This is a genomic window from Brevibacterium sp. XM4083 (assembly GCF_006489205.2).
In the GTDB taxonomy this organism is placed as follows: Bacteria; Actinomycetota; Actinomycetes; order Actinomycetales; family Brevibacteriaceae; genus Brevibacterium.
Genome location: NZ_VFYR02000001.1, coordinates 1148444 through 1174219, shown reverse-complemented (window position 1 = coordinate 1174219; position 25776 = coordinate 1148444). Strand labels below are relative to the sequence as shown.

Genomic DNA, 25776 nt, shown 5'->3' with positions numbered 1-25776 from the left:
GGTGATCGTGAACAGGATGGCGGTGGTGAGGCGGACTATCTGGTTCAGAACAATGCCCTCATCAGTTTGGTGCGTGCTTTGGCGACGGCCGGGTCATCGGGTCCGACGATCTCGAAGAGGTCGAGGACACGCAGGCGCAGCGCCTCCTTCTCCGGCCCCGTGGTCGTGCGGATGAGCGAGATCAGGCGGTCGAACGCCCCAGCCGGGTTGCCGCTGACGACTTCGGCGTCGGCGGCAGCCTTCGCGGCCTCGACATCGGCGGGGTCGGCGTCGGCGGCGGCGATGAGCTGCTCGGGGTCGGCGTCGATGAGGCGGCGGCCGAGGCCGGCGCGGGCGAGGCCGAACTTCGCCTCGTCATCGGCCGGTGATTCGGCGAGCGCGGCCTTGAAGAGGGATTCGGCGGTGTCGAAGTCCCCGGCGGCCAGGGCCTCCTCGGCCTCGGGATGCTTGGGGCCGGCCGGTTCGGGTTCGGCTCCCCCGACGACCGCGTGACCGCTCACGCCGTTCTCCGCGGCGAGGGTGAGGAGCTCGTCGAAGTAGGCTGCGATCTGCGGTTCGGGCAGTGTGCTCTGGAACAGCGGCACCGGCTGGCCCTTGATGATCGCGACGACCGTCGGGGTCGACTGGACGCCGAAGGCCTGGGCGACCCGCGGGTTCTGGTCGACGTCGACCTTCGCGAGCACGAGCCTGCCGCCGTAGGACGGGATGAGGCGCGCGAGGACGGCGGAGACCTCACGGCTGGCGTCACTGGCGCTCGAGGCGAGATCGATGACGACGGGCACGCGCTCGGAGAGCGCGACGATGTCGTTGAAGACCGCTTCGTCGACGTCGAGGACGAGCGAGGGCAGCGGCACCGCGGTGGGATCCGCGGCCGGCGCACCCGCCTCGTCGGCGGGCATGTTCTTCGTGCGGACCGCGGAGAGGTCGAGCCCCTGCTGAGGGGCGCTGCCCGACTGCGGGCCCGGACCCTGGTTCGGATCGAAAGACACGGGATCTCCTTTGCTGGGTGCGTCAGCCGAGCTTGGCTCCGCTGAGGGTTTCGAGGCCGCCGATGAGGCGGGGCTTGCCGTCCTGGGGCACGAGGAAGGTGAGCACCTGGTACGTCGTCGTCGTCACCGGCTGCTGCGTGCTGCTCTCCCCGGTGAGCTCCTTCTGCGGGGTGCTCAGGGTCAGCGTGCCCGTGCGACCGCCCGTCGACTGCGGGGTGATCGTCGATTCGGCGGTGATGACGCCGGTGACGACCGCGGAATCACCCGCCGTCTCCTGGGCGACGATCTGCTGTCCGGGCTCGTACGAGTACTTGACGCTGGCCTTGCCCTCCTCCGCGCTCTTCTTCTGCTCGTCCTGGTTCGCCCAGATCGACTTCGAGAAGTCGTCGGGTTCGAAGAGCTTCGCCTCCTTCGACGAGGCACCGCCGCCGAGGGCCTTCGCGTAGTCGGCGACGGTGGCCTGCGGGGTCATCGCGAAGCCCTCCGCGTTCGCGTCGAGCGGCTGCGAACCCTGGCGCGCGTCGGCGATCTCCGGCAGCTCGGTGCCGGGGACGAGAACGGTCTGCGACCACAGCTTGTAGTCGGACCGGGCGTCGTCCTGGGTGAGGACGAGCAGCTGCGTCTGATCCCCGGCCGAGGTGATGAGGCTCGTCATCCGCGGCCACGTGTCGGTCGCGGCCGTGAAGTTGACGACGATCTCGTCGGCGGCGATCGCCGGCGGCATCGTCTGGTCCTTGACCTTGTCCTTGACCTTGTAGACGGCGGTGCGCTGTTCGAGTGCGGGCCCGGTGGCGCGGGCCTCGAGCTTCTTCGCGTCAGTCTCCTTGTCCGCGGCGGCGATGTCGGTGGCCACGGCGCCGAGGATGCGCTCGGCCTGGCCGCTGCTCACCCCGGCCATCGGCGTCGTCGGGGCTGGTGAGGCTTCGGGGGTCGGTAGCTCGGTGGGGCCGCAGGCGCTGAGCGCGAGGACCGGGACGATGGCGAAGGCGGTGCCGTATTCGGCGAGCTTGCGCCGACGATCCTGCCGGGCCTGACGGCGGTTGGCTTCGCGCTTCGCGGTGCGACGGCCGAGGAAGAGGAGGATGAGGCCGATGACGAAGATCGCACCGCCGGCGATCATCAGCGGAATCGCCCAGGGGGTGTCGGCGCGGTTGGGCCAGGACAGGGACACCGAGGTGACGTCGCCGGGGGCGCCGGAGCCGGCGATGAGGAACCCGGTGCGGTTGGCGTCGGAGTCCCAGTCGAGGCTCACGGTGTCGGTGCCGGTGACTTCGGCCTCCCAGAGGTCGGAGCCGGCGGGGTTCGGCAGCTCCGCCTCGCCGTCCTTCGGTTCGACGGTGAGACCGTTCTCCGCGGCGAGTCCGGTGATGCGGGCGGCCGGGGAATCGCCGACCCAGGCGTCGATGCTCTCGATCGGGGCCTGCGCGATCGTGAGATCACCGGTGCCCTGGGCGGTCAGCGTCGCGGGCGTGTCATAGAGGTTGAGCATGCCCGGATCGACGATGACGGCCGGGGCCGACCCGTCGATCTGCGTCGTGGCGGTGATCGTGTCGGAGGGGGCCCACAGGGTCTTCTGGAGCAGCCCGAGCCCTGAGACAACGACACCCACCACCATGAGAATCACAGCAAGTGTGTAACGCACGCGAAAAACCTTCTCCTCGAGTCGGCACGATTCTTCCCACCCTGTCCGGGCAGAGGTCAGTACAAGTTTAGGTCACCGACGGCCGCGGTGTTCTGCGGATGCACTCAGCGTGTGTCAGCGGACACACAGGCCCACCTGGCTGGTCCCGACCCGCACACCGTTAAGCTTGCAGCGTGAGCAACGACAGAATTGTGTGGATCGACTGCGAAATGACCGGCCTCGACGAGGCGCGTGACGAACTCATCGAGATCGCCGCGATCGTCACCGACTTCGAGCTGCGACCGCTCGACGAGGGCATCGACATCGTCATCCGGCCCTCTGCGGAGGCCCGGGCGAACATGAACGACTTCGTCACGACGATGCACACCGATTCCGGGCTGATCACCGAACTCGATGCCGGCACGACCGTCGCCGAGGCGCAGGCCCAGGTGCTCGACTATGTGAAGTCGCACGTCAAGGAGGCCGGCAAGGCGCCGTTGGGCGGGAATTCGGTGGGCACCGACAAGGTGTTCCTCACCAAGCAGATGCCCGAGCTCGTCGCCTACCTCCACTACCGCATCATCGACGTCTCCTCGATCAAGGAGCTGTCGAAGCAGTGGTTCCCCCGCGCCTACTACCAGGCGCCGGCGAAGCTCGGCGGCCATCGTGCCCTCGGCGACATCCGGGATTCGATCGTCGAACTCGAGTACTACCGCCGGGCCGTGTTCTCCGCGGAGGGCCCGACCTCCGATGATGCCAAGCGCATCGCCGCCGAGGTGGTCGCCCAGTACTCCGCGGACGCGGAGCAGCCGGCGGGCGACGCTGCTGAGACTCCCGCCGACGCGCCGACGAACTAGCTCGACTTCCGCTCCGGCTGCGCGAAGACGGTGGACGGGAACGCCCCCGACTGGACGAGCACCTTGACGAGGGTGCGGCTCGGGGAGACGAGGGAGGCGATCTGCTCGTCGCTGAGCACCGACCAGGCGGCGGCCACGGTGCCGTCGGTGAGGATCTCGACCTCCTCTTTGAGCTGACGTCCCGCGTCGGTGATCTGCGGCAGCGGATAACCGCGGTCGTCGGTGCCCACGGTGATCAGCCCCGCCTCGGCGAGTCCGTCCTGGGCTCTCTGCCACTCCTCATCGGTGTAGCCGCGGGTCTTCTGCGCGGCCCGCGGCTTGAACGACGCGCCGGTGGCGACGTCGAGCATGAGGGCGTCGATGCCGGCGACTCCGGCGGTGACGAGCGAGGCGACGTGTCCGTCGCCGCGGAACTCGCGCGCCACGGTGGCGAGATCCCAGAGGGCTTCGAAGGCCGTGGTCGGGGTGTGGGCGGCGACGGCGTCGGCGGTCGAACCGGCCAGGGAGCGGCCGGTGAAGTCCATCGCCTCGCGCACGGGGGTGAGCGTCTCCGTGAGCTGGGCGGCCGCCTCGGTGAGGAGGGCGATGTCGTCACGGTCGCCGAAGAGTCCGTCGAGGTAGAGGGACACGGCGTCGAAGCGGGCGGAGACCATGACGTCCGGGGAGACGGTGTCCCAGATCCGCGGGATGATCGTCGCGATGAACGTCGGCGAGTAGTTGTAGAAGGTGCCGGCGACGACGCCGGCGTTGACGCGGCCCATCGGCGCCGAGCGGGCGGCCATGTTCGCCGGGATCCCGGGTTCGAGGCCGAGTTCGGCGAACGAGGCGCCGACGACCTCGGAGAAGTAGATCGAGGAGTGGAACGAGTTGAGGCGACCGGAGAGCGTCCTGATGTTCTGCGTGCGAGTCGAATCCATTCCCTCATCCTAGGCGGGACAGAGCCCTGCCGACAGGGCACGCGGGTGTCGGACCGGCACATCCGACAGCCAGGTCGCACGCATCCTGGGCAGGGACAATGGGAGAATGAGCGTCATGACGACTGGAGCAACCCGAGCCCATCCGAGCCGCCGGTCCCGCCGCCGTCCCCTCATCGTCTCCGCGATCATCGTCGTCGTCACCCTCGTCGTCGGGGTCATCGCCGCCGACCGGATCGTCGATTTCACCACCGAGCGCCGGATCGCCGAGGGGCTGGAGAACTACGGTGACGCGCAGGTCGATGTCAGGGGCTTCCCGATCCTCAACCAGTTGGCTGCGGGCAGGCTCGACGCCGTCGACGTCACGGCGACGCGGGCGACGTACGAGGACCTCGACGTCACCGATGTCGATCTCAGCCTCTTCGACGTGCCCACCGACTCCTCACGACCGATCGGCACCGTCGACGGGGAGGCGACGATCCCGCTGTCGACGATCGATCGGCTCGCCGGGCAGAACGCCTCCCTGCCCGACGGGATGACGTTCACGACGACCGACGGGACGCTCTACCTCACCGGCACTCTGCTCGGGCAGGATGTGCGCATCGGGATCGATGCGCAGCCCGACGGGCGGCAGATCCTCGTCTCGGCGACGACGCTCACCCTCGGCGCGGCCGAGGTCGACCTTTCGACGATGCCGGCGTTCCTCACCTCGGAGATCTCCGATATCGTCATCGATCTGGGCGACATGCCCGAAGGCCTCGAGGTCACCGGCATCGACGCCGTCGGCGACGGCATGCGGGTGAGCGTCCACGGCAACGGGGTGATGCTCGAGTAAGTCAGTCCGTCGAAGGCTGGGGTGCCTTCGGCACGATCATCCGGTAGCCGGACCAGAGGATGTCGATGAGGACGACGATCGTCCAGATCCGTGAGATCGAGCTGATCCACCTCTGCATGTCCGTTCCTCCGGCGTTCCAGCTCAGCAGAGTCGTCACCGAGGTCCCGCCCGTCATCACCTCCCACGGCCAGCTGGCGGCGACGAGGGCGAAGATCACCTGCGCGATCACGTAGATGCCGACGTGGATGGCCAGGGTCGCTGCTGTTCTCTTCATGGCTGGGCTCAGCCCCTTTCTCTCTGTGGTGGTGATGCTTCGGCGAGTGCCGTTTCGGCGAGTGCCGTTTCGGCGAGTACCGTGCTGGCGACTGCCGCGCGGGCGCTGGTCTCGCATGCGCTGGTCTGCCCCGAGGTCTGCGGCGGGGAAGCGGCGCAGACCCCGCCACCCGGTGAGCGCGGCGATGACGAGGACGATCGCGGCGGCGATCGTCGCGACATGCCAGAGGCCGGCGCCGAAGAGCGCTCCGGCCGCGAGCGTCCCGGCAGCGGTCCCGATGAGCTCTGCGCTCTGGGCGTACCCGAACCCGGCTCCCGCCCTGTGGCCGGAGACGACGGCGATGAGCCTGTCGAGCAGCGGTTCGAGCAGCGAAAAGCACAGGGCGGAGAGGACCCAGAGCACGGCGAGGGCGACCGGGGCGGGGCGGGTGACCATCGCCGCGGCGAACCCGGCGGAGCACGTGAGGCCGAGGAGGAAGATCCACCGCGGCTCGATGCGGCGGACGAGACGGTGGAGAGGACGCGGGGCGATGCTGAGCACGATCGCCCCCGGCAGGTAGACGAGCGCGATCTCTCCGAGCTCCAGCCCGAGCTCGACGGCGAGGTGGAGGATGAGGAGGAGTGAGATGATGCCCTCGGCGAAGGCGAGGACAACGACGAGCGCGAGGATGCCGCGCAGGGATCGCAGCAGATGCGCAGAGTCGGGCGCAGGCATGTGCCGAGCCTCTCCACGCCCAGGACTGTGCGCCCCGATCCGCGCGAGCAGGATCCCCGCGACGAGGCAGGCGGCCGCGCACGCGAGGAAGACGGCCTGCGGTCCGGCGACCTGGAAGAGCGGGATGCCGATGATGAATGCGATCCAGGCGCCTGAGGACTCGTTCTCCATGAGCGCGGCGAAGCGGTCATCGCCGACTCCGCTGCCCTCGTCGCGCTCGGCGATGAGGGCGCGCACCGCGACCCAGAAGAGCGCACCGGCGATGCCCCCGAGTGCGGCAGCGGCGAACGCCGGCGGCAGCGTCGTCGAGACGGCGAAGACGAGGAAGGAGAGAACCCCGACGCCCGATCCCGCCGCCGCGATCATCGCTGAGCTGCGCGGCGATCCGCACCGGTCGACGAGCCTGCCGGCCAGGGGTCGGATGAGAAGCGAGACGAGGAGCTGGACGGCGACGAGCGCTCCGGTCTCGGCCCCGCTCGCCCCGAGGTGCTGCGCGGCGACGACGGGGAGGACGAACGCTAAGAGCTCAGCGGGTCCGCTGAAGAATCCCGACGCCGGCGACGCCTGTGCCCTGCCAGAACTCCGGGCCGCCTCGGTGCTGTTCATGCCGCCACGCTATGCGGGAGGAAGGAGTCCCGTCGTCGGGAGGAAGTCGCACGTCGACATCCGACTTTGGGATGATTCCACCCTTCGGTGTCGTCACTAGACTCGGATCATGTCCGATAAACGGCACCTGAGAGTGCCGGGTCTGCCCGCGTTCTCCCTCGAGGATCTCCTCACCGCGCTCGTGCTCAGCGCGATCGGCATCCTCTTCATCGTCCTCGGCCCCCAGAATCAGTGGTTCGACACCGACGTCATTCCCGATCAGGTCGCGCAGCCCGTGCTCATCATCTGCGGTTTCGTCGGCACGCTCTACGCCCCGCGGGTGGCGATCTCGACGACGAGCTTCCTCATCGGCCTCGGTGTCGACGTCCTCGCCGGCGGCCACGACTTCGCTCTGTGGCTCGTGTTCCAACTCGTCTTCGCCCTCGTCGGACACGCTTCCCGGCGCGTGTCGACGGTCGTGTTCACCCTCGCAGGCGTCTCGACGATCGTCGCGGGTGTCGCCTCATTCGCCTCCGGATTCGATCCGTCGACATCGTTCCAGTTCTCGGTCCTCGCCGTCATCATCCTCTTTCTCCCAGCCCTGTGGGCGAGCAGCGTCCGCGAGCACCGCAACACCGCCGCCGCCGAACACGAACGGGCCGAGGCCGAACGCGCCCGCGCAGACGCTCAGGCGCAGGCGGCTCGCCTGGCTGCCGAGAACGCCGCGGTGAGCGCCCGGCTCGCCGAGCAGAAGGTGCGCACTGCCGCCGCCGAAGACCTCCACGACCTCGTCGCCGGGCACATCTCCGCGATCGCCCTCCACTCCCAGGCGGCGCTGGCCGCGCACGATGAGAGGATCCGCACCGAGGTGCTCACCACCGTCCACGCCGCCGCCGACCGGGCGCTGAGCGAGATGCGCCGGATGATCGATGTCCTGCGCTCCGACGTCGAGGCTGATCCGCCCGTCGCAGCGTCCGCGGCCGAGGCGATCGCCCTCGCCAGGAGCCTCGGGGTCACCGTCACCGGGGCGGAGGCGCTGACTGCGCTGCCCGACCGGCAGGAGGCGGCGCTGCGTCCGGTCATCGCCGAACTCATCTCTAACGTCGTCAAGCACGCGAGCGCACCGGAGCTGACGATCACCGTGACCGAGGCGGGGGCGATCGCCGCGTCCAATCCTGTCGCGCTCTCCCCCATCGCGAGGACGATCGACCGGGCGGGGCACGGACTCGACAACATCACCCACCGGCTCGAGCGCCTCGGCGGGGGTGCCGCATTCACCCGAACGACGGACACGTTCACCGCCACACTCACCCTGCCGGAAGACAGGGTGGCCCCCGAGTCGAACATCGTGTCGGAGGCGCCGCGACCGAAGGGAACGACTCAGTGACCACCGTCCTCATCGCCGACGACCACGGAGCCGTGCGCGCCGGCATCCGCCTGCTCCTCGACACCGCCGACGGCATCTCCGTGGTCGGTGAGGCCGCCGACGGGCGCACGGCGGTGAGCATGGCCGACGCGTTGCGCCCGGACATCGTCCTCATGGATGTGCGGATGCCCGTCCTCGACGGAGTCGCCGCGACCCGGCAGCTGCGGTCGGCCCCGGGCGGACCGACGGTTCTCATCCTCACGTCGTTCGGACTCGACGACATCATCCTCGCCGCCCTGCGCGCGGGGGCCGCGGGCTTCCTCCTCAAGAGCGCTTCGGCCGAGGAGCTCATCGGCGCCGTGCACCGCGCAGCCGCCGGGGACACCGTCCTCTCACCCGAGGTCACCGCGAGCGTCGTCACCATGCTCTCGGCACTTCCCGAGGAACCGGCACCCGCTGCCGTACTGCCCGACGATCTCACCGACCGGGAGCGCGAGGTCCTCGCGGGGATCGCCGCAGGCCGGAACAATCGCGCCCTGGCCAAGCAGCTCGGCATCACCGAGGCGACCGTGAAGACGCACGTCTCCCGAGTGCTCGTCAAGCTCGGGGTCGAATCGCGGGTGCAGGCAGCGCTTGCCTACACCGCCGCGACCGGCCCTGCCGCGGACAAGTCGGGTTGAGGCGAGGCGAAGCTCGCCCACAGGACCGACTCAGCCTTGCGGACTACGATCGGTGGCGACCATCACATCTGTGAAGCACACCTGTGAAGAAGGGCAGTCCCATGGGATTCGACAAGTTCATCAACAAGGCGAAGAACCTCGCCAACGACCCCAAGGTCCGCGAGAAGCTCAACAACCCCAAGGTCGAGAAGTTCAGCGATCAGGTTCTCGACAAGGCTGCCGGTGCCGCCGATTCGCTGACGAAGGGCAAGTACAGCGACAAGATCAAGAGCGCCCGCGATGCCGCGGACCGCGCAATCGGCCACGACGACCAGCGCCCTGGCGACGCCCGCCCGGGTGACCCGCGCACCGGTGATGTCCGGCCCGGTGACCCGCGTCCGGGAGATCCGCGCCCGGGTGAGCAGAACCCGGTCGACTTCCGCGATCGCCGCGACCCCGAGGACCCGCAGAGCCCACGGCGCTGAGCCGACTCAGCACCATCGACGATGCCCCGCCCGGCTGACGCCGTGCGGGGCATCGCGTGTCTGATCCCACACTCCCGGGACGGCCTCGTGTGTGAGAATGGCAGTCGGCCCGCGCCCGTGCGGCCGACTGCCGACACTGCCCCCGAAGGAGGTGCTGTGCGATCCCCCATTCCCGATTTCCTCGATGAGACGCTCGAGCGTCATCGCCACGACCGCAGCGGTGCGATGGCCGACTACATCCCCGACCTCGCGGCCGCGGATCCGAACAAGCTCGCGATCAGCATCTCGACGCTCGACGGCGTCCTCTACGACTCCGGGGACGCCGATTTCGAGTTCTCGATCCAGTCGATGTCGAAGCCCTTCATCTACGGCATCGCCCTCGAGGCCCTCGGCATCCCCGCCGTCCTCGACAAGGTCGGCGTCGAACCCACCGGTGAGGCGTTCAACGAGCTCTCGCTCGACAAGACCTCGGGCAAACCGCTCAACCCGATGATCAACGCCGGGGCCATCACCATCCACTCCCTCCTCGGCGGTCAGAACGCGACCCTGGCCGAGCGCACGGAGATCGTCCGCGCCGGCCTCTCTCGGTTCGCCGGCCGGCAGCTGCGCGTCGATGAGCACATCGCCGCCGGGGAATGGCAGCAGGCCTACCGCAACATCGCGATCGCCAACATGCTCCGGTCCTACGATGTCATCACCGATGATCCCGACGAGGTCGTCCAGGGCTACATCAACCAGTGCTCGGTCCTCGTCAGCGTCCGGGACCTCGCGATGATGGCCGCCACCCTCGCCGGCGGCGGGGTCAACCCGATCACCGGCGAGCGGGTGCTCTCCCCCAGGGTCAACCGGCAGGTGCTCGGAGTGATGATGACGTGCGGGATGTACGATGCCGCCGGTGACTGGATGACCGAGGTCGGGGTGCCCGCCAAGAGCGGCGTGTCCGGTGGCCTCTTCGGTGTCCTGCCCGGTCAGGTGGGCATCGCGACGTATTCGCCGAAGCTCGACAAGCACGGCACGAGTGTGCGCGGAGCGAAGATCTTCCGCTCGCTGTCGGCCGACCTCGGCCTCCACATCATGAACGCCCCCGAGCCCGCCCGCTCGATCATCCGCCGTGACCGGCGCTTCGTCGATGCGAAGGGCCATATGGTCCGCATCGTCAGCCTCCAGGGGCTCATCCAATGGAGCGGCGCGGAGAACGTCATGCGCGAGATCGCCTCCCCCGACGATGCCATCGACGTCTTCGCCCTCGACCTGCGCCGGGTGTACTCGATCAACGAGGTGGCCCGCCGGATGATCGTCGAGGCGCTGCGCCGCCTCGGCGAGGAGGGCAAGCAGGTCGTCCTCCTCGACCCGGAGAACTCGATGGGCTGCAGCGGACCGGCCTCGGCGCTGCCCGGGGTCGAGATCCTCGAGTCGCCGAAGCAGCTGCGCAACCTCGACCTGCGCGGGCTGCGACGGGTGCGCGACGACTTCGCCGATCAGGTGTCCTGACCGCCTCGCCGGCCAGCGGGGTCGCGAAGCCGGCGACCACCTCGGCGAGGTTTGCTAAGGTGAACCTAACTCCACCCTCAGCGAAAGGCCCCCGCATGTCGACTCCCGCCCCCGCCCGCACGAAGCGCCCGGATCGCCCGCAGGCCATCCTCTCCGTCATCAGCACGGAGACGGTGAGCCCGCATCTCGTCCGGATCGTCGCCGGCGGCGAGGGGTTCGACGCGATCAGGAACAACGACTCGACGGACAAGTACGTCAAGATCATGTTCGCCGATCCCGCGCACGGCCTCACCCCGCCCTACGACCTCGCCGCCCTGCGGGAGACCGCCCCGGAGACCCTGCCCCGCAACCGCACGTACACGGTCAGGGAGATGGATGTCGCGGCCAAGCGGGTGACGATCGACTTCGTCGTCCACGGCGACGAGGGCATTGCGGGCCCGTGGGCGAAGGCAGCACAGCCCGGGGACACGCTCGTCCTCATGGGCGCCGGCGGGGCCTACCGCCCCGATCCGGCCTCCCCATGGCATCTGCTCATCGGCGATCACACGGCGCTGCCCGCGGTGAGCTCGGCGATCGAGGCGATGGACGCCGAGGCGACCGGCCACGTCCTGCTCTCTGTCGCGCACTCCGCCGACCGCCTCCTGCCCGCGGTCCCGGCAGGACTGACCGTGACCTGGGTCGACTCCGATGAGGACCTCATCGCGGCGGTGAGCGACCTGTCCTGGGCGACGGGGACGCCGCAGGTCTTCGCTCACGGTGAGCGCGAGACGATCAAGGTGATCCGGCGGATCCTCAAGGAGCGCGAGGTGCCACGGGAGGCGCTGTCGATCTCCGCGTACTGGGCGCGCGGACGGGCCGAGGACCAGTTCCAGGCCGAGAAGCGCGAACCCATCGGCCAGATCGAGTGATCGACCCGGCCGACGTGATCAGCGCGTCAGTCGGAGGTGAACGCGCCCTTGAGTTTTGACAGGGCCGCGGCGATCTCGGTGAGGTCGTCGGCGGAGAGCCGCTCGAGGTAGCGGTCGACGAGGAAGTCCTCGTAGCTGACCAGCGCATCACGGTACTTCCTGCCGCGGTTCTGCAGCTCGAGGACCTGCACGCGCCCATCGCGTTCGCTGCGGCGGCGGGCGATGTAGCCTCCCGCCTCGAGGACGCCGAGGTGCTGGCTGATCGCCCCTTTCGTCACTCCGAGGTCGGCCGCGAGCTCCCCAGAGGTGATTTCGGGGTTGTTCGCGATCCGCTCGAGGACGGCGTGCTGCTGAGCGCTGAGCTCGAAGTCGTCGTACTGCGGGCCCTCCCCCTCGGAGACGCGCCACAGCTCGATGAGCAGCGTATTGATCCGCGCGGCGGCCGCGCGGGCCTCGGCCTCATCCGGCATGACGGGCCTGCCTCACGCCACCGACCACGGCGGGCTTCGCCGTCGGGGCGTCGGTCGTCGTCTCGGTCGCCTCCTCCACGGGCTTCTTCTTCCGGCGGAGGATCTTCGCCTTGATCGCCTGGAACGCCTCCTTGCCGACGCACGCGATGGCGAGCAGCAGGACGCCTTCCCCGGCGGCGAGGACGCCGGCCACGAGGCCGACCTTGCTGCCGGCGTCGATGGGCAGGAACGGAGCGATCGGGATGATGAGGAAGAAGAGCGGATAGAGGATGAGCAGGGCGATTCCGAACTTGAAGCGGAGTGGTTTCTTCGCTCCCCTGACGGGAGCCTTGCGGGTGCGGGGGTTCGTTGTCATGTCATTTAGTTTAGCTCTCTAAACTAAATGAGTCAACTCGGGTCAGCGCTTCCTCCGCGTCACGACGAAGGCGATGACGCCGATGGCGATGAGCCCGACCGCAAGTGCCCCCATGAGCAGGTACTGCCCGAGGTCGGCACCGGTGCGCGGCAGCGATCCCGCGTTCTCGTCGCCGCCGTCGGCCGAGTCAGCGCTCGCGCCCGGATCGGCGCCCTGCGCGTCCGCGGAGGCCGATGAGCCGCTCGCGTCCGCGTCAGTCCCCTGCGCGTCCGCGTCGGATCCCTTCGCGTCAGAGCCGTCGGCGTCCTGGCTGCCTGCGGTCGACCCGGTCGCCGCGGTGGTGCCCTCGGCGCCAGCGTCCGCCTCGGCGCCTGCGGTCTCGTCCGCACCGGACGCATCCGCGTCGGCGCCAGCGCTGTCATCGGACCCGGCGGTGCTGTCGGCCCCGGCGTTGTCCCCGGCTGAAGCATCCGCCTCGGCGCCGGCATTGTCATCGGCACCGGCGTCGGATCCGCCACCGCCGTTGCTCAGGTCGGCGATCGAGTAGATGCTCGTCGTCCCCGACACCTCACTGCCGACGACGAGAGCGGCCTCACCGGACGGCGATTCGTCCGGGCTGAGGAACGTGATGCCCTCCGGACCGAGGTCACCGGCGCTGGCGAGCAGGGCCGCCGGATCCTCGGCGGTCTCGATCTCGTCCTCGACTGAGACGGAGAAGTCGCGGTTGTTGAAGTAGGTCGCGAACTTCGGCTGCGCGGGATCCGAGAGGTCGTAGGCGGCGATGCCGCCGACGCGTTCGAAGCCGATGAACGCATACGTCGTTCCGCCGACCTCGCCGATCGTCAGCGCCTCGGGCTCCGGGCCCTTGTCGTCGCTGCGCCCTTCGAGGTTCGACTCGGAGTGGTTGGAGTTGAAGAAGTCGGGATTCGCCTCCGCGGTGAGCCGCTCGAACTCGTCACCGGAATCGGCGACGAGCTGACCGTCGGTCGTCCACACCGCGAACGAGCGGGCGCCGAAGGAGTAGAGCTCCTCGTAGCAGCTGCCGTCCTCGCTCAGGCCGAGGTCGGTGATGACGTTGAGGCGTCCGAGCTCGTCATCGCCGAGCCGGTCGGCCAGCGGCGAGGACTCGCAGACGGGGGCGAGACCGTCGTCGCCGAGGTCCTTGGCGCGCGCGGCATCGGAGAAGTCACCCCATTCGCGGGAGTCGCCCTCATTGGCGGTGACGAGGTAGTCGGTGCCGCCTGCGGAGAACGCCGAGATCGTGTCGGGCATGTAGGTGCCCTTGAGTCCCGGGTATTCGTCGATGTTGATCGTCGGGGCGTCCTCGGGATCGCGGTCGGAGGGATCGAGGCCGTTGCCCGGCTGCCCGTGGTCCTTGAAGCCGAGCGGGAAGATCTCGGTGACCTCGGCGGAGGCGATGTCGACGACGGCGACCGAGTTCGCCTCCTGCAGCGTCGCGTACGCCTTGCCACCGGCCACGGTGATGTACTCGGGTTCGAGGTTCCGCGACACCGGCAGGTCGCCGTCGGGGTTGGGGCCGAAGACCCGGACGTCGGCGGGCAGGGTCTTCGAGCCGCCCTCCTCGAAGTCGTTGAAGTCCGCGATCCGCACCGCGTCCTGGGACGGGGCGGCCACCTCGGCGGGGAGATCGACAACGCCGATCGACCCTTCGGGATCCGTCGAGAAGTCGTCGGCGGGTTCGCCCTCGTTCGCGGTCAGCGCCCGGGTGCCGTCGGGGGTGAGGGCGACCATGTCGGGCAGGGAGCCGACGGTGACCGAGCCGAGCACCGTCGCCTCGGGTGAGTTCGCGTCGAAGAACATCAGCGTTCCCGGCTGGGTCTTGTCCGCGTCCTCGAGAGCGATGACGCCGAGGCCGTCGTCGCGGATCGCCACCGAGTTCGCGACCCCGGTCCCGGTGATCTCACCGGTCTTCGTCGGGCTCGTCGGGTCGGAGGCGTCGATGATGTCGACGGTCGCCGCCTGGGCGTTGACGGTGAAGACGGTATCGCCGTAGGTGGCGGTGATCTCTGCGGCGGATTCGTCGAACTGGCCGGTCTCATAGGTGCCGAGGAAGCCGAGTTCGACCTCGGCGTCCGGGGCCGAGGTGCTGATCGGGTTGGGCACTTCCGCCGCGCTCGCCCCGGCACCGCCGGTGACGGTGAGTCCGGTGGTGAGACCGGTGGTGAGGAGAAGTGAGGTGAGGGCGGCGGTGATCGTCTTCGTATGCGTCATCGGGTCTCCGAGTCGTGGCGGCGGCAGGCGGGAACGGCCCGCCCACCTCCATATACGGGCAGGGAGTTGTCCCGGGCCAGAACCTCAGATGGACGGCAGGTGAAGAGCCGGGGTCCGTCTGCGCGCCGGTTTTCCCGTCACCGGCAGCCTCAGGCAGGGCCGGTTGCCGGTGCGCTGGGTCCGGTCACCTGCGGTCTCACACAGGCCCAGTTGCCGACGCCCTGGACCCGGCTGCCGGCGGAGTCTCAGCGCAGATCGAGGGCGTCGACGACCTCGGCGACTGTGCGCTTGGCCTCGGCGTCGAGGCCGCGCAGGGGTGCGGGCAGGCTGTCGCCGTTGACGAGGCCGAGGTGCTCGGCGATCGCCGCACCCACCCGCAGACTCCCGCCGTGGGCGGCGAAGAGGTCCCACAGCGGCTGGAGTTCGCTCGCGAGCTCGCGGGCAAGGTAGGTGTCGCCGGACTGTGCGGCGCGGGTGATCGCGAGCATCGGCTCGGGCAGGGTGCCGCCGATCGCCGTGTACCATGCGTCGCACCCGGCGATGAGTCCCTCGGCGCCGTATGCGTCGACGGAGACGCCGATCGCGGTGCCCTCCGCGGTCGCCTCCCGGATGCCAGTCACCCGCTGAGTCCATTCCCCTGCTGAGAGCGGCAGGCCGGGGATCTTGATCGCCGCGACCCCGTCGAGCTCGCTCAGCCGTCCGTAGAGTTCGGTCGTGAACGTGAAGTGCGTGGTCCCCGGGTTGTCGTAGACGATGACGGGCAGGTCCGTCGTCGAGGTGACGGCGCGGAAGAGCTCGACGACCTCGTCCGCGGTGAGCGGGTGATAGCTGACCGGGGCGAGGAGGAGCGCTGAGGCCCCGGCCTCCTCGGCCGCGGAGGCGTTGGCGAGCACATCGCGCTGGTTGAGCGCCCCGATCCCGACGATGACGGGGATGCCCTGAGCGCGCTCCACGGCGGCGCGGGCGACGAAGGCGCGGGTGCCGACGCTGAGGTAGGGGCCCACCCCGGTCGACCCGAGCGGGGCGATCGAATCGACGCCGGCGGCCACGAGGCGGTCGATGAGACCGTCGAAGGCGGCCTCATCGAGACTGCCGTCGCGGATGGGCGTGAGCGGGAAGGCGCTGAGGCCGGTGAGGGCGGCAGGTGCGGTCATGGCGATGTCCGTTCTCTCGTCGTCGACGGGTGTGCGTCGACGGTGGCGATGAGGTGATCGAGCGGCGGGAAGGGCGGGCGCGCGTCGTCACTGGCCACGGCGATCGCCCCGACGGCGTTGGCGACGCGCAGCGCCTCGGCAGCGGGGATGCCGGAGCGCAGGGCGATGGTCAGGGCCGCACAGAAGGCGTCGCCGGCCCCGACGGTGCTCACCGGGGTGAGCGCCTCGGCGGGTGCGAACGCGGTCTGCTCACCGTTCTCGAGCAGGGCCGACCCCTGTGCCCCGTAGGTCACGGCGACCCGGCGAGCCGTGGCCAGCTGCGGAAGCGCGGCGTACTCGGACTCGTTGACGATGATGAGATCGGCACGGTCGACCACCTCGGCGGGCAGAGGAATCGCGGGGGCGGCGTTGATGACGAACCAGCCGCGCACGGTGCGGGCAAGATCGCTGATGACCTCGAGCGGGATCTCGAGCTGCGTGAGCACGGTGTCGGACTCGTCGAACCTCAGTCCGGCGGCGCTGACGTGGGCGTTCGCCCCTTCGCACACGGCGATCGTGTTCTCACCGCGGGCGTCGACGGTGATGAGCGCGGTCCCGGTCTCAGCGTTCACCTCGGCGATGGCGCTGACATCGACGCCGGCCTCGCGCAGGGCCGCGGTCATCTCCGTGCCGGTCGGGTCCGTGCCGACGGCCCCGACCATCCGGGTCACGGCGCCGAGGCGGGCCGCCGCGGCTGCCTGGTTCGCGCCTTTCCCTCCGGGGCTGCGTGAGAGGGTGCCACCGCCGACGGTCTCTCCGGGACCGGGCAGGCGGTCGGTCACCGCGGTGATATCGGCGTTGATGCTGCCGACGACGGTGAGCGGGATGGCGAATGCGGACACACCTCACTCTAACCCTCGCCTCGGACACGGGAGGAGAACCGAGCGCGGGAGGTGTCTCGGCACCGGGGGTCGGAGTCGGGGGATGCCGTATATTCGGGCCATGACCGATGATTCGAGGCAAGCGCGCCCGACGGTTCGGCGCTCCGGGGCGGGACAGTGGATCAGCGGTGCGGCGCAGACGCTCATCGTCCTCACGTGCGTCCTCTACCTCGTCACCAACACCCTGTGGGCGCTGCTGCTGTGGGAGGCGGTGACGGTCGTCTACCTCGGCGTCGGACTCATCGTCGTGTGGAACGGCAGCCGACAGCCCGAGGCCGGCGATCGCACGGAGGCCCGTGCGGTCGTCAAGTGGCTGTGGATTCCCCCGCTGCTCGCCGCGGTCGCCGGGTCGAACGCGGCGATCACCGCGATGGTCACCCAGGACTCCGCGGACGGCGGTGCCGACCAGACGACGATCCTGTTCGCTGCGAGCGCGGGCATCATCCTCTCGTGGCTCATGCTCCACATCGCGTTCGCCGAGATCTATGAGGTCACCGAGGCGGCCAATGACGAACGGGAGCTGCGCTTCCCGACGAACGACGTCCCAACGACGCTCGACTACCTCTACTTCTCCTACACGATCGGCACGTCGTTCGCGACCTCGGACGTCGAGGTGTGCGGGATCGCCGCCCGCCGCATCGTCCTGCTGCAGAGCATCATCGCGTTCTTCTACAACGCCCTCGTCGTCGCCGTCGCCTTCCAGGTCCTCCAGAAGCTCGTGACGATGGCCTGAGGAGCAGCAGCCTCAGGCGACGAACACGCAGAAGGGATGGCCGGCGGGATCGGCGAGGACGTAGAGGGGCTCGTCAGGGTCGTCCGTGCGATCGAAGAGCTGGCGCGCCCCGAGCTCGAGAGCCCGAGCGCGGTGGGTCTCGAGCGCCTCGGTGTCAGGCACCGTGAAGTCGAGGTGGAGCTGCATGGGCACCGCCGGATCGGGCCAGGTCGTCGGAGTGAGCTCGTCGGTCTGCTGGATCGCGAGCGTGCGACGGCCCTCGGCGTCGATGAGGACGAGCCAGTCGGCGTCGTCGGGGCCGCCGTCGACCGGCGGCTTGTCGCCGCTGCGGTAGCGCAGGCCGAGGAACTGCCGGTAGAACTCCGCGAGGGACCGCGGGTCCTCAGCGTCGAGAACGGTGTGGAGCAGGCGCGGGAATTCGCTCATGCCTGACCCTAACCCTGGATGCCTCGTTCAGGAGGCCCTGCTCAGGATGCGGGAACCTCGAAGTCGCCGCGGAACTCGGGGATCGTCTGATCCTCGCCGAGGACCTTCGCCTCGGGTCGGACGTACGCACCTTTGAGCGTGTCGGCCGTCTGGCTGACGTAGACCGGGATGAAGCCCGTGTGCTCACCGTCGCGGCGCGGCGCGCGTTCGAAGTAGGTGAAGCCGGCGGCCGTGAGCTCGTCATCGGCCGTCGAAGCGTAGTTGACCTCCTCGCCGGCACTGTCGAGGTAGAAGTCCGAGGCGCTGATCGTGCCGCCGTAGTCCTCACCGGGAACGACCTTGACCTCGAGGTAGACCATCTCACCGTCGGGGTTGTCGCTGGCTTCGTAGTATTCGGTGGGATTGTTGCGGACCGCGGAGACGATGGTGATGACATCGCCGGTCTCACTGTCGGTGAGCTCCTGGCCGATCTCGACCTGCGTGCCCTCACCGGCCGGGGCAGCCGCCTCGGTGGATGCGACTTCGGTGGTCTCCTCGACGGCGACGTCACCGGCTTCGGAACCGGCCGACTCCTCCGCGTCTCCGGCGGCACCGCAGGCTGAGAGGGTGAGCAGGGCAGCGGCGGCGAGTGCGGCGGAGCGGGCGACGAGTGCGGTGGGGCGGTTCATGATGTCCCTTTCACGGAGTGGTCGTCACCGGCTCTCGGCCGGCGACTGGTCGAACGAGATCGACGTTAGCCGCGCACACCCTGCCCACAGGTGCTCAACAGGGCACAGACGGTGACAGGACTGGAACATCGGATCGCCGAGGCACGCCTCGGTGCGGGACCACCTGGGCGCAGGCACGCCTCGGCACGGGACCGCCTCGGTGCGGGCATGCGAGAAGCCCCGCGGATCCTGATTCCTCAGGACCCACGGGGCTTTCCCATCGGGGTGAGTAACGGGACTTGAACCCGCGACATCCGCGACCACAACGCGGCGCTCTACCAGCTGAGCTATACCCACCACACAGCCCGCACAGAGGTGCAGACAGCAAGATATAGCTTAACCGCCCAGGCCGCTGCCGGGCAAACCAGCAGGCGCGGACGGGAATAATGAGACGCAGATCTCCTGACGTGCAACGATTCCGTAGAGATCTATAACGGTTTCGGAAACTCGGTGGGAGGCGCACGACTCATTCACTAGGATTGTCACCGCCCTGCCGTCGACCTGCTCAAGGACCCCTATTACATGCCACGTGCGCTGATCTCTGTCTCCCAGGACGGGTATGCCTACCTGTCCCTCGAAGGGGCGACGAGTCGCTACACCGACACCGGTCAGGCCATGGCGTACCTCGGCGACTATGCGCGCGCCACGGAGACTCCGGTGACCGTGACGATCGGCGACGGCGCGCAGGGAGTCGACGTCGAGATCGATGTGACCGGCAGGATCGTCCCGGCGGAGACCGCGGAGACCGCGGAGACCGAACTCGGCGCGACGAGAAGCCCCGCGCCCGAACCGACCCCGGGATCCACCTCGGCGCGGGACACCGACGACACTCAGCCGATCACCGTCCCGGCCGGGGCCGACTCCGAGATCGACTCCCCTGGTCAGGAGCACGCACCGGACACCTCCCCTGCGTCCGCCCAGTCCCCCGCGCCTGCCCAGTCCTCGACGTCCGCGCAGGCCCCCGCCGAGGCGAACGCCGCCCACCGCGCGACCGACCGCGCCGACCGCGCCGGCGACAGCACCGGGCCGGGAACGACCGATGCGGGCTCGACCGCCGATGAGTATCCGCTCGGCACCCCGTACTCCGGTCCGGCCGCGCAGGCACCTGCGGCACCGAAGCAGAAGGCGGCCCGCAAGCAGCCCCCGCGCACACGCGTGCCGCGGACGGGGAAGACGCGACTGGGCAGGCTCACGGTTCCCGGCCTCGTCCTCATCGGCATGGCCATCCTCATGATCGGGGCCTTCGTCGTGCCCAACATCGTGCCGACGAACGCCACGGACTCCCCGCAGACCATCGCCTCCGACCAGCAACTCAATCCCGCCTCCGACATCTCGGTGGAGAAGACCGACGACATCGTCCCGAGCTTCGCGAACACGCCGACGTGGCAGGCGAAGATCCCTGGCACCGCCTCGGTGACGGCCTCCGACCGCGGAGTCCTCGTCGTCGACGGCGGCAACCTCGAGGTCCTCGACGCCGCCAACGGCACGGTCCGCTACTCCGGCCAGACCGATGAGGCCCCGACCTTCGCCGTCGACACCCGCATCGACGGCCGCGCCGCCCTCCTGTGGCAGGTCGGCGACTCCGCGCAGGCGCTCTTCGACGGCGAGAGCACCCCGAAGACCTACCAGCTGCCGACGAACGCGCGGATCTCCTCGGCGGGCACGAGCGTGCTCGTCAAGTCCGGCAACAAGCTCGCGACCTTCGGCCAGGACGGCCTCATCGACATTCCCACCCCCGACAGCGGGTCGACCCCGATGGCCGTCGAGAACGGCGAGCTCTACAGCGCCGACTACGACGGACCCGTCGTGGCGACGAACATCAGCAGCGGCGACGAGCGCAGCATCGGCCTCGAATCCCCGGCCGACGGGCTGCGCATCATCAAATGGATCTCCGCCGGCCACGGCAAGGTCATCGCCCTGTGGGGCGAGCAGGGCGCGTCGACGAACAGCGGCCACCGCATCCAGCTCGTCGTCCACTCCCTCGAGGACGGGTCGATCCTCTCGACGGTGACGACGACGACCGACATCGTCGGCGAGATGTCCTGGGTCCGCGGGCAGGGTGGGCAGCGCGCCTACATCGGCCCGTACCTCTTCGACCTCGAAACGGGTCTGCTGCTCGTCGACGCCTCCGGACGCGACATCAACCTCTCCGAGCCCAAGGGCACGATCGTCCCCTGCACGATCGACAGCGAAGCGGCATGCCTCCTTGCCGGGCAGACGGCGTACCGGTCCGACACGCGACTGCTCGCCGTCGCCGACGCGGGCAATCTCGCCATCGTCGACGGCCCCGACTCGACGATCCGGGCGTACCCGAAGAAGCCCGCGACCCCGGGCGGATGAACCGGAGCTTTAACAGCGTTCGCTCAGCCACTATGATGGTGGCCGGCGCGCCTTCGCGTCATGCCACCCTGAAGGGACGTTGACCGGAATCTCCACCCGAAGGACCACAGTGTCGATCACCACTCGAGAGCTCAGCCGCGCCGTGGCCGCTTTCGGCACTGCTCTTACCCTCGTGGCGCTGCCGTTGACGTTGGCCCCCACCCCTGCCCACGCTGCTCCGGCCGTCGCCGAGGCGGATGCCGGGTCAGCGGCGACCGCTGACTCCGATGCGGGTGCGGGCGGGGCGAGTGCGGATTCCGGTGCAGGAGCCGATGCCGGCGCAGGAGCCGACGGCACCGCCTCATCGGGCGGCTCCACCTCGGCGGACGGATCGACCGCGAGCGCCGATGGCACGAGCGAATCCGACGGCATCATCCCCGGAGACGATGCGAACAGTGACGGCGCTGCCGACGGCGGTGGGAACGAGGACCCCAGGTGCGAGGACCCGAACACCGCACCGGAGGGCGAGCCCTGTGTGGCGAAGACCGTTCCGCTGCGCGCCGATTGGGACGCCGGTAAGAAGCAGCTCAAGCTGCCGACCGGGGACGCCGGCATGCCCGAGAGCTGGATCGGCAAGGAATTCTCCGGACCCCCGTCCCGGGCTCGCGTGCCGGCGCAGTCGACCGAGGCGCCGTCCGATTCCGGTGCCGAGGCCGATTCCGGCGCTGCCGGGGACTCCGCGGACACCGACACCGGTGCCGAGGCGAACGGTGAGACCGATGACAGCGGCAACCCCATCGACAACCGCGCGCCCGCCGCGGTGCCGACGACGTTCTCACTCAACGCGGCCGGTGAGGTCATCGATCCGGCGACGGACCGTCCGGTGACCTTCGCGAACTTCACGAGCAACCCGGACTGGGACTTCAAGGTCAGGAACGTCAACGGCACGAACACGATCACCGTCGCCGGGACGCCCTACCCAGATTCCGACGGCGGATCGACGGGGTCGAACGACGGCTCCTCGACCGCCGGGGGCGGCGGCAGCTCGAGCGGCGGCTCCGACGGCACCGGCGCCGACGGCGGCGATTCCTCGACGTCGTCCGACGCGAACTCACCCGGTGACGACAGCGGCTCCGGATCCTCGGGTTCAGACGGTTCCGGGTCCCGCGGGGATTCATCGGCGGCCTCGAACGGACGCGCTGACGCAGGAGCAACGGCAGAGGGCTCGTCGAATACCGCAGCGAACGGCGGCGACGAGCGCCCGAGCCCGTCACCGAGCACCGGTGCCGACGGAGCCGACGCGAATGCCTCTGCTGGTGCCGACGGCGGCGATGGCGCCGGCGACGAGGAGAACACCGAAGCGCCGTCGACGGGCAACGGCCAGGGCAACGAGCGTGATGTCATCCCCGGCGATGCGGGCGACAGCTGGGTGCCCGGGGGCGGAAGCGCACCGCACCCGGACTATTCTGACCCGGTCCCCCGCAACCCGGATGTCCCGACGCCCGAGGACGACACCGACCTCATCACCGGCGGCGACCAGACGGCCCCGCGCGGCAACAATCAGCCGGCAAGCTCGTTCGGCGAGTCGCTCATCTCGACGATCGTGAGCTCGTGGCCGGTCTTCGTCCTCGCCGCGTTCGGCATGGCCGCTGTCGGCTTCATCCTCTTCCTCGTCGGTCGTCGCAACAAACAGCAGGACTGAGCGGCTGCCCCGCGCACCAGTCTGCGCGGGCACTATCCGGACATGCCGGGCGATTCCACAGTCGACGCCGTGAGATTCCGGCACTCCGAGCCGCGTATCTGACACCGGGAGAAGTCAACGGCTAAGCTGGACGGCAAGGTCCTGTGACGCCCAGTCACAGGTGAACAATGCACTCGCGACTCGGAGGATTCGACCCGATGACTGACAACGTCTACACCTCAGATGTGACCGTCGACAACGCCACCCAAGCCCAGCTGGCCGAATCGATCCGGCTGCGCGAGGAGCGACTGACCGGCAACATCGACGAACTGGTGGGACGCCTGCACCCGAAAGCCCTGCTCAACCGCGCCGTCGACAAGGCGAAGTCGACTGTCATCAACGAGGACGGCTCCCCCAAGACCGAGGCCATCGCCCTCGGCGCCGGTGCCGTGCTCGGCGTCGCCGCCCTCATCGTCGGATTCTCCGGTCGGGACGAGCGTGCCTGACACTGCTCTGCCGATCCGCATGCTCCACGACCGGATCCTCGTCGATCCGGGCGAGGAGGCCGGTGAGCGCAAGTCGGCCGCCGGTATCGTCATCCCCGCCACGGCCACGATGGGCAGGCGGCTGGTCTGGGGCGAAGTCGTCGCCGCCGGTCCGCACGTGCGACAGGCCAACCTCGGCGACACCGTGCTCTACGATCCCGAAGATCGCGCCGAGGTGGAACTCGAAGGTCAGGCGTACGTGCTGCTGCGGGAGCGCGACGTCCACGCGATCTCCGAGCCGGCCGAGCAGTCGAGCGCGGGAATGTACCTCTGACCTGCGACCTCAGTCACAAAACCGGAAAATCCCCGGATTCGGTTTGCACGCGAGGCTGGCTCCTGAGTAGTATTAATTCTCGTTGCGCAACGTGCGCGGCACGCGCCTCTAGCTCAATTGGCAGAGCAACTGACTCTTAATCAGTGGGTTCCGGGTTCAAGTCCCGGGGGGCGCACAGCGAACATGAACGGCCATCTGGATGATCCGGGTGGCCGTTTTCGTCATTCATCCCCGTGACGAGGTAGGCCGCCGAGATGCCGGCGGCGCTCTCGATGAGCTCGAGGTCGTCGAGCGAGAGCGCAGTCGTGCCACGGTAGCGGCGGTTGAGCCACATAGGGGTCACGCCCATCTTCGCCGCCAGAGTCTTCTGGCTGATCTGGCGACCAGCGAGCTGCTGGCGGAGTCGCCGAGCTGCAGCTTCGGCAAGGGGGCCAATACCTGCGAGGTCTGCTTCTACGGGGTGCGTCGTCATAACGGGAGAATATCTCGCTCAACGGTATAGCCGCAAGTGCCGGCGGTATCGAATCACGAGAAATGTCCACCGCGACACGCTGAGCGATACCATCACCTTGCTCCAATCACGCTGTCCGTGATTGGATACCGATCATGAACTCAAAGATCGCCCACCGACATCTCTCCGGCATCCGGGCAGAGATCGCACGAGCGGGACTCAGCCAGAAGGACCTGGCATCGATCCTCCACCTCTCAACGGCAGCGCTCAACCGGCGAATGCTCGGCCAGGTCAGCTTCCGACTCGACGAGCTCACCATCATCGCTGACTACCTCGACATCCCCATCACTCGCCTGGTCGACGCGTCGCCCGCGCTCGCCGCCGGTGAGACGCCCGTGACCGCCGACCACTCCCCCGCCGTGCCGAAGCGGGCTGCGTCGTGAGCCCGGTCGGCAAACTACTCGCTGGGTTCGCTCGCCAGAACGCTCTCGAACGCATCTCGAAGGGACATGAGATCGACGACTCGCTCGTGCAACGCCTTCGCCGAGAACTTCCACAGCAGGTCCTCGAACTCTTCCGCAAGATCGGGAAGGTGGCGATCCGTGTATTCGAACCTTGGCGGATTACACGGCCCCACGAGGACAACGATCGTGGAGTAACCGTCACGAGTAGTTTCACCCTCCCACATGCCGAGCCGCACTTGATAGCCGATGCCATCGCGGTGCAGAGCCGACATGACCGCCTGCATTGCTCGGACGATTTCGGGTTGAGCGTTGTAGATGACGTCGTTTCCAAAGACGATTCGCGCTTCGGACATGAGAACTCCCTTACGGGTTACGGTGACGCGCTGCTCGCGTCCCCTATGGCACCAGGAGAGGCGGACACCTCGCCTGGTGGGGACATCGTAAGGGACGGCACTGACAGAACTCCCGGGACGAGAACCCCGGTCGCAGATGTCGGTGCCTCGGGTGCGGCCGCTAGTGAGGGGTCACCGTCGCGGCCGCACCCGCACACCCACCCCACCACCGAGCGAGAGGTCGATGATGACCGCTGAACCCACGCCCACCCCATCCACGGTCCGCCGGCAGGACACCATCAACGAAGCGATCATCGCCGCTGAGCGTCTCGTCTCGGTCCTCCGCGGCTACCGAGCTGCGAAGCGTGACGGGTTCCCCATGGCCCACCTCGCCCGCATCGAGGCCGTCCTCGCCCGAGTGACCGACAAGACAACTCAGGTCATCGTTGGTGAGCAGGACGACCTCATTGCCACCGGTGCCGCAGTTGAGGAGGAAGAACGCATCAGACATTCCACCTCCCGGCTCCGCTTCACCGTCCTCACCCCGGAACCGACAGTCCCCACCGCACTAATCGCCCACCCCATCCAATCGGCAGGAGACTGCAACTGATGACCACACTCGGCTTCACCACTGACCCCAATGCGAAACGCGATCGCGAGAAGTTCGTCGGCCAGATCTTCGCGGCCAGGCAGGTCGCGATCCTCCGCGTCAAGCAGCTCGAGAAGGAACTCCGCACCCTCGGCTTCGACTACAACACTCCCGTCGAGAACCTCGGCCTCATCGCCACCGCGATCCTCCGCGTCGTCGACGAGACCACCGATTCCATCGCCGAAATCGCCGCAAACACCGAAGACGAGATCGTGGCACCGCTACGCGCTCGCCTCATCCCGGACGAGGACCTCGCCGCCGAGGTGCCGTCCGCCCATTGACGGGGTGGGTGCTGGTGGAGGGGGAAGCCCCGGCATCCACTCTGACCCCGCAGAAAGAAGTAGCCCCCGCCGTGCAGGGCGAGGG

At 68.7% G+C, this 25776-nt stretch carries 28 protein-coding genes and 2 tRNA genes; 16 read left to right on the top strand and 14 right to left on the bottom strand.

What is annotated here, in order from left to right:
* Positions 1-44 precede the first annotated feature (44 nt).
* Together FJ887_RS05225 and FJ887_RS05220 are read right to left on the bottom strand one after the other, a co-directional pair.
* On the bottom strand, positions 45-989 hold the full coding sequence (locus FJ887_RS05225; protein ID WP_250786157.1) for a tetratricopeptide repeat protein: 945 nt from the start codon (positions 987-989) through the stop codon (positions 45-47).
* 22 nt (positions 990-1011) lie between these two features.
* A complete protein-coding gene (locus FJ887_RS05220; protein ID WP_140954917.1) occupies positions 1012-2604 on the bottom strand; it encodes a DUF8094 domain-containing protein in 1593 nt (530 codons plus the stop codon).
* A gap of 200 nt (positions 2605-2804) precedes the next feature.
* On the opposite strand from FJ887_RS05220, the gene orn reads away from it, so the two are divergent.
* The gene (gene orn, locus FJ887_RS05215) at positions 2805-3467 is read left to right on the top strand and encodes an oligoribonuclease (RefSeq protein WP_350457220.1); all 663 of its coding nucleotides are present in this window, start codon (positions 2805-2807) and stop codon (positions 3465-3467) included.
* On the opposite strand, the gene FJ887_RS05210 is transcribed toward orn, so the two are convergent.
* The gene (locus FJ887_RS05210; RefSeq protein ID WP_140954635.1) at positions 3464-4384 is read right to left on the bottom strand and encodes an SCO6745 family protein; all 921 of its coding nucleotides are present in this window, start codon (positions 4382-4384) and stop codon (positions 3464-3466) included. The genes orn and FJ887_RS05210 overlap by 4 nt on opposite strands.
* A 115-nt stretch (positions 4385-4499) precedes the next feature.
* Between FJ887_RS05210 and FJ887_RS05205 the strand changes: the two genes are divergently transcribed.
* Positions 4500-5216 (top strand): LmeA family phospholipid-binding protein, encoded by a 717-nt coding sequence (locus tag FJ887_RS05205; protein WP_140954636.1) that lies wholly within the window; start codon positions 4500-4502, stop codon positions 5214-5216.
* Between the two features lies 1 nt (position 5217).
* Here the strand turns inward: FJ887_RS05205 and FJ887_RS05200 are convergent, their stop codons facing one another.
* The gene (locus tag FJ887_RS05200) at positions 5218-6810 is read right to left on the bottom strand and encodes an MFS transporter (RefSeq protein ID WP_140954638.1); all 1593 of its coding nucleotides are present in this window, start codon (positions 6808-6810) and stop codon (positions 5218-5220) included.
* Between the two features lie 109 nt (positions 6811-6919).
* Here FJ887_RS05200 and FJ887_RS05195 point away from each other — a divergent pair, with 109 nt between their 5' ends.
* The 5 genes from FJ887_RS05195 to FJ887_RS05175 all read left to right on the top strand — a co-directional run bounded on the left by FJ887_RS05195 (position 6920) and on the right by FJ887_RS05175 (position 11698).
* Positions 6920-8176: a sensor histidine kinase gene (locus FJ887_RS05195; RefSeq protein WP_140954640.1), complete on the top strand. Its 1257-nt coding sequence runs from the start codon at positions 6920-6922 to the stop codon at positions 8174-8176.
* Entirely contained in the window at positions 8173-8835 is a 663-nt protein-coding gene (locus FJ887_RS05190; protein WP_140954641.1) for a response regulator, read from the top strand. The genes FJ887_RS05195 and FJ887_RS05190 overlap by 4 nt, the downstream gene beginning before the upstream one ends.
* A 101-nt stretch (positions 8836-8936) precedes the next feature.
* On the top strand, positions 8937-9299 hold the full coding sequence (locus FJ887_RS05185) for an antitoxin (RefSeq protein WP_137826068.1): 363 nt from the start codon (positions 8937-8939) through the stop codon (positions 9297-9299).
* Positions 9300-9455: 156 nt separating this feature from the next.
* Positions 9456-10790 (top strand): glutaminase, encoded by a 1335-nt coding sequence (locus tag FJ887_RS05180; RefSeq protein ID WP_140954643.1) that lies wholly within the window; start codon positions 9456-9458, stop codon positions 10788-10790.
* 95 nt (positions 10791-10885) lie between these two features.
* A complete protein-coding gene (locus FJ887_RS05175; protein WP_140954645.1) occupies positions 10886-11698 on the top strand; it encodes a siderophore-interacting protein in 813 nt (270 codons plus the stop codon).
* A gap of 26 nt (positions 11699-11724) precedes the next feature.
* Here FJ887_RS05175 and FJ887_RS05170 read toward each other — a convergent pair whose 3' ends face one another.
* From FJ887_RS05170 to FJ887_RS05150, 5 genes are all read right to left on the bottom strand, one after another.
* Positions 11725-12168, bottom strand: coding sequence for a MarR family winged helix-turn-helix transcriptional regulator (locus FJ887_RS05170; protein WP_137826065.1), 444 nt, complete (start codon positions 12166-12168; stop codon positions 11725-11727).
* A complete protein-coding gene (locus FJ887_RS05165; RefSeq protein ID WP_137826064.1) occupies positions 12158-12523 on the bottom strand; it encodes a transporter suffix domain-containing protein in 366 nt (121 codons plus the stop codon). The genes FJ887_RS05170 and FJ887_RS05165 overlap by 11 nt, the downstream gene beginning before the upstream one ends.
* A 42-nt stretch (positions 12524-12565) precedes the next feature.
* Positions 12566-14755 (bottom strand): choice-of-anchor I family protein, encoded by a 2190-nt coding sequence (locus tag FJ887_RS05160; RefSeq protein ID WP_181365595.1) that lies wholly within the window; start codon positions 14753-14755, stop codon positions 12566-12568.
* Positions 14756-15000: 245 nt separating this feature from the next.
* The gene (locus FJ887_RS05155; RefSeq protein ID WP_140954646.1) at positions 15001-15909 is read right to left on the bottom strand and encodes a dihydrodipicolinate synthase family protein; all 909 of its coding nucleotides are present in this window, start codon (positions 15907-15909) and stop codon (positions 15001-15003) included.
* Entirely contained in the window at positions 15906-16790 is an 885-nt protein-coding gene (locus FJ887_RS05150; protein ID WP_140954648.1) for a ribokinase, read from the bottom strand. The genes FJ887_RS05155 and FJ887_RS05150 overlap by 4 nt, the downstream gene beginning before the upstream one ends.
* 100 nt (positions 16791-16890) lie before the next feature.
* On the opposite strand from FJ887_RS05150, the gene FJ887_RS05145 reads away from it, so the two are divergent.
* Complete coding sequence (locus FJ887_RS05145; RefSeq protein ID WP_181365596.1) at positions 16891-17562, top strand: DUF1345 domain-containing protein; 672 nt, start codon at positions 16891-16893, stop codon at positions 17560-17562.
* Positions 17563-17574: 12 nt separating this feature from the next.
* Here the strand turns inward: FJ887_RS05145 and FJ887_RS05140 are convergent, their stop codons facing one another.
* The 3 genes from FJ887_RS05140 to FJ887_RS05130 all read right to left on the bottom strand — a co-directional run bounded on the left by FJ887_RS05140 (position 17575) and on the right by FJ887_RS05130 (position 18992).
* Positions 17575-17988, bottom strand: coding sequence for a VOC family protein (locus tag FJ887_RS05140; protein WP_140954651.1), 414 nt, complete (start codon positions 17986-17988; stop codon positions 17575-17577).
* A 41-nt stretch (positions 17989-18029) separates the two neighbouring features.
* On the bottom strand, positions 18030-18656 hold the full coding sequence (locus FJ887_RS05135) for a hypothetical protein (RefSeq protein ID WP_140954653.1): 627 nt from the start codon (positions 18654-18656) through the stop codon (positions 18030-18032).
* A gap of 263 nt (positions 18657-18919) precedes the next feature.
* A tRNA-His gene (locus FJ887_RS05130) sits at positions 18920-18992 on the bottom strand.
* A 225-nt stretch (positions 18993-19217) separates the two neighbouring features.
* Here FJ887_RS05130 and FJ887_RS05125 point away from each other — a divergent pair.
* The 5 genes from FJ887_RS05125 (at position 19218) to FJ887_RS05105 (ending at position 23689) form a co-directional block, all read left to right on the top strand.
* Positions 19218-21035: a hypothetical protein gene (locus FJ887_RS05125; RefSeq protein WP_140954654.1), complete on the top strand. Its 1818-nt coding sequence runs from the start codon at positions 19218-19220 to the stop codon at positions 21033-21035.
* Between the two features lie 109 nt (positions 21036-21144).
* Positions 21145-22716 (top strand): hypothetical protein, encoded by a 1572-nt coding sequence (locus FJ887_RS05120; RefSeq protein ID WP_140954656.1) that lies wholly within the window; start codon positions 21145-21147, stop codon positions 22714-22716.
* 197 nt (positions 22717-22913) lie between these two features.
* On the top strand, positions 22914-23201 hold the full coding sequence (locus FJ887_RS05115) for a DUF3618 domain-containing protein (protein ID WP_137826388.1): 288 nt from the start codon (positions 22914-22916) through the stop codon (positions 23199-23201).
* Positions 23194-23514 (top strand): GroES family chaperonin, encoded by a 321-nt coding sequence (locus FJ887_RS05110; protein WP_140954658.1) that lies wholly within the window; start codon positions 23194-23196, stop codon positions 23512-23514. Before FJ887_RS05115 ends, FJ887_RS05110 begins: the two co-directional genes overlap by 8 nt.
* 102 nt (positions 23515-23616) lie before the next feature.
* Positions 23617-23689 (top strand) — tRNA-Lys (locus FJ887_RS05105).
* On the opposite strand, the gene FJ887_RS18490 is transcribed toward FJ887_RS05105, so the two are convergent.
* A complete protein-coding gene (locus FJ887_RS18490) occupies positions 23651-23986 on the bottom strand; it encodes a helix-turn-helix domain-containing protein (protein WP_140954919.1) in 336 nt (111 codons plus the stop codon). The two genes, FJ887_RS05105 and FJ887_RS18490, sit on opposite strands and share 39 nt — an antisense overlap.
* A gap of 134 nt (positions 23987-24120) precedes the next feature.
* On the opposite strand from FJ887_RS18490, the gene FJ887_RS05100 reads away from it, so the two are divergent.
* Positions 24121-24408 (top strand): helix-turn-helix domain-containing protein, encoded by a 288-nt coding sequence (locus tag FJ887_RS05100; protein ID WP_140954659.1) that lies wholly within the window; start codon positions 24121-24123, stop codon positions 24406-24408.
* A gap of 14 nt (positions 24409-24422) precedes the next feature.
* On the opposite strand, the gene FJ887_RS05095 is transcribed toward FJ887_RS05100, so the two are convergent.
* A complete protein-coding gene (locus FJ887_RS05095; protein ID WP_140954661.1) occupies positions 24423-24782 on the bottom strand; it encodes a hypothetical protein in 360 nt (119 codons plus the stop codon).
* A 226-nt stretch (positions 24783-25008) separates the two neighbouring features.
* Between FJ887_RS05095 and FJ887_RS05090 the strand changes: the two genes are divergently transcribed.
* Together FJ887_RS05090 and FJ887_RS05085 are read left to right on the top strand one after the other, a co-directional pair.
* Complete coding sequence (locus FJ887_RS05090; RefSeq protein ID WP_140954663.1) at positions 25009-25371, top strand: hypothetical protein; 363 nt, start codon at positions 25009-25011, stop codon at positions 25369-25371.
* Positions 25371-25691 carry a hypothetical protein gene (locus FJ887_RS05085; protein ID WP_140954664.1) on the top strand — a complete coding sequence of 107 codons (321 nt, stop codon included), beginning with the start codon at positions 25371-25373 and terminating at the stop codon, positions 25689-25691. The genes FJ887_RS05090 and FJ887_RS05085 overlap by 1 nt, the downstream gene beginning before the upstream one ends.
* The last annotated feature ends 85 nt before the right edge of the window (positions 25692-25776 follow it).